Consider the following 3,116-nt stretch of genomic DNA (forward strand, 5'->3'; position numbering starts at 1 on the left):
AACAGTAGGGCCATTGTCACGCAGCCACGCATCGCTGTGTTCAATCGGCAGCAGTTCTACACGTTCCCCAAGTTCAAGCGCCTTAACGCTCTCCAGATCATCCGGATTTACGACCACAGTAACTGGTTCAAATTCCGCCATGGCGCGTACAATTCCGGCATAGCCCTTGCATACATCAGCATGCATATTCGGGTAAACCATTGAAGATTTTACAGGCCAAGAAATATACGTGCGTTCATGTGGCGCCCATTCAGGCGGCATCTTATAATGTGAATCCTTAATTTGCATGTATTGAAGCTCTCTTTCTTTTTCATAATGTAGACTCCGCTCCTATCATACAATAATATGATCTTTGTCTCAATCGAAGCGGAAAAGTTTTAATAATTTACAATCACATTTGGGTAAATTACTTTGAAAACGTGATTGCTTTCACCGTATTCCCATCAAAATCCTTCACAGTGAAATGTGCTCCCTCCAGCACACCGTAGAGGATGGATAGTTATCTTTTGGCAGCGAGATCGAACCGGGGTTCAGTATAAAGACCCCATTTTCCACATCCGCTACCGGAATATGAGTATGTCCCTGGATGAACACATCTCCCGCTTCCAGTGGTGGTAAATTTCCGATACTAAAGCCATGTCCGTGCGTGACATAGATTCTCCGTCCTTCATGGTACAGCCAAGCATAATCACCCATCATAGGAAACTCAAGTAGCATCTGATCCACCTCTGCATCGCAATTCCCGCGCACAGAAACCGCAATGTGGGACTTGTACTTATTCAGCAGAGCGGCCACTTCTGCCGGATTATACCCTTCTGGTAACGGATTACGTGGTCCGTGGTACATATAATCTCCGAGCAAGACAAGACGATCGGCTTTCTCCTCCCTGAACTTTTCCAGTGCCAATTGCAACCAGTGCAGCGAGCCGTGAATATCTGAAATAAACATCAATTTCATGATTGTTCTTTCCTTTCTGAATAGGCTAAAAAACATTCCACTTAAGTACATTATTGCATTATTCCCTGAACAAATCTGTGCAAAAATTTTCTCTCGTTTGATAATACTCTTTTAAGAAAATAAACTACAGCTCCGAGTGAGCTGTAGTTTATTGTTAGTTCCTTTTATACTTGGTCTTATCATCTTCGGAGATTTTACGGATTACCGTGCAAGGGTTTCCAGCAGCAATCACACCAGAAGGGATATCTTTGGTAACAACACTTCCTGCACCGATAATGGAGTTATCGCCTATAGTAACACCAGGCAGAACGCTGACATTACCACCGATCCACACATTATTACCGACTGTAATTGGAAATGCAATCTCCAATCCCTCATTACGTTGTTCTACATCAAGAGCATGACCCGCAGTATAAAATCCGCAGTTAGGAGCAACAAACACATGATCACCAAAAACGATTTTTGCCCCATCAAGCAAAACTAGATTATGGTTACTATAGAAATTTTCACCAATTTCAATGTTATAGCCATAGTCACATACGAAAGGTTGCTCAATCAAGAATCTATCAGTTGTTTTCCCAAGTAAAGTTTTGATGAGTGTTTCTCGTTCTTCGATATTTCTAGGATGGAGCTGATTATATTCGTGGCAGAGAACTTTAGCGTGTAAACGTTCTTCAATTAACTCTTCATCATAATTAGCATTGTATAGGAGTCCTAGTTGTGATCTTTCTTTTTCTGTCATGTCCATCCTCGCTTTGCTTATTTACTTAGATATCACATAGTTATTATTGATGTTTTAATAAGTATTAATATAACTCAATGATTAATATTTGTCCAATCTATTTATCATCAATTACCAATAAATAACGCTTACGAATCATTCATGAAAGCTCTTTCGTCCTCAGCTTGTAACCCGGTTGCTAATACCCCTAAGCGATCGCTATCTATAAGCCTTCATTTTAAATTTAATACTTAATCACTGGTTTATTTATAAATTAACGTTTCAAGCTTTCACCGTTCGTAGCAATAACTTCTTTGTACCAATGGAACGATTTCTTCGGATATCTTTCAAGTGTACCGCTGCCATCATCATGACGGTCTACGTAAATGTAGCCATAACGTTTTTTAAGCTGAGCGGTCGATGCGCTGACAAGGTCAATACATCCCCAAGACGTGTAGCCCAAAACCTCTACTCCGTCTTCAATAGCTTCTCCAACTTGAACCAAATGATCATTCAGGTAGTTGATCCGGTAGTCATCTTCAACCGTTTTCTCGCCTTTTTCATTCGTGATCAGTTCATCAACGGCGCCCAGGCCATTTTCAACGATGAACAGTGGTTTTTGGAAGCGATCATAGAACGTATTCAGGACATAACGCAGACCTTGCGGATCAATTTGCCAGCCCCACTCACTTGCCTCGAGATGCGGATTGCTGACACCACCAAGGATGTTACCTTTACCTTTGACTTTTTTAGCTTCGTCAGCTGTCTCACAAGTACTCATATAATAGCTGAACGAGATAAAATCAACGGTATGCTTCAAATCTTCGGCATCACCTGGTTCAAAGTGAATAGAAATTCCGTTTTCTTTAAAGAAACGTTTCATGTAACCTGGGTATTGACCTCTTGCGTGAATATCGGCAAATGCCATGTTTCTGTGATCAAATTCCATCGCAGCAATCACATCGTCCGGATTAGGTGTCAGCGGATAAGTAGGCATGCTCAGCACCATACAGCCAATTTTGAAATCAGGGTTGATCTGATGACCGATTTTTACTGCTCTTGCACTCGCTACAAGCTCATGGTGAATAGCTTGATAAAGATCTTGCTCACTAAGTTGATCTTTTGGTGTGCTAATTCCTCCACTCATGAATGGTGCTTCAAGAATGGAGTTGATTTCATTGAAAGTCAACCAGTATTTAACTTTATCTTTGTAGCGATTAAATACAGTTGTAGCATAGCGCTCATAAAAATCAACAAGCTTACGGTTTACCCAACCATCGTATTCTCTGGACAAATGTAAAGGTGTTTCATAGTGAGATAATGTAACGAGTGGCTCAATTCCATATTTGTGAAGTTCATCAAACAAATCATCATAAAATTGCAAGCCTTTTTCGTTAGGCTCCAGTTCGTCACCTTTAGGGAAAATACGTGACCATGC

The 3,116-nt window shown here is 40.9% G+C and carries 3 protein-coding genes and 1 pseudogene; all 4 read right to left on the minus strand.

The window, feature by feature from the left end; all coding sequences use genetic code 11:
* Positions 1-288: agmatine deiminase family protein (locus tag GRP75_RS22730; RefSeq protein WP_160790437.1), on the minus strand; the 288-nt coding region annotated here is incomplete at its 3' end.
* Positions 289-406: 118 nt separating this feature from the next.
* Positions 407-957 (minus strand): annotated as a pseudogene (gene yfcE / locus GRP75_RS22735) (phosphodiesterase).
* A gap of 154 nt (positions 958-1,111) precedes the next feature.
* Positions 1,112-1,699 carry a sugar O-acetyltransferase gene (locus tag GRP75_RS22740; RefSeq protein WP_068938728.1) on the minus strand — a complete coding sequence of 196 codons (588 nt, stop codon included), beginning with the start codon at positions 1,697-1,699 and terminating at the stop codon, positions 1,112-1,114.
* Positions 1,700-1,952: 253 nt separating this feature from the next.
* Positions 1,953-3,116 (minus strand): glycoside hydrolase family 1 protein (locus tag GRP75_RS22745; protein ID WP_160790438.1); only part of this gene is annotated, 1,164 nt, incomplete at its 5' end.

The sequence above is a fragment of the Paenibacillus sp. OT2-17 genome, from assembly GCF_009827695.1.
Classification (GTDB): Bacteria; Bacillota; Bacilli; order Paenibacillales; family Paenibacillaceae; genus Paenibacillus; species Paenibacillus polymyxa_B.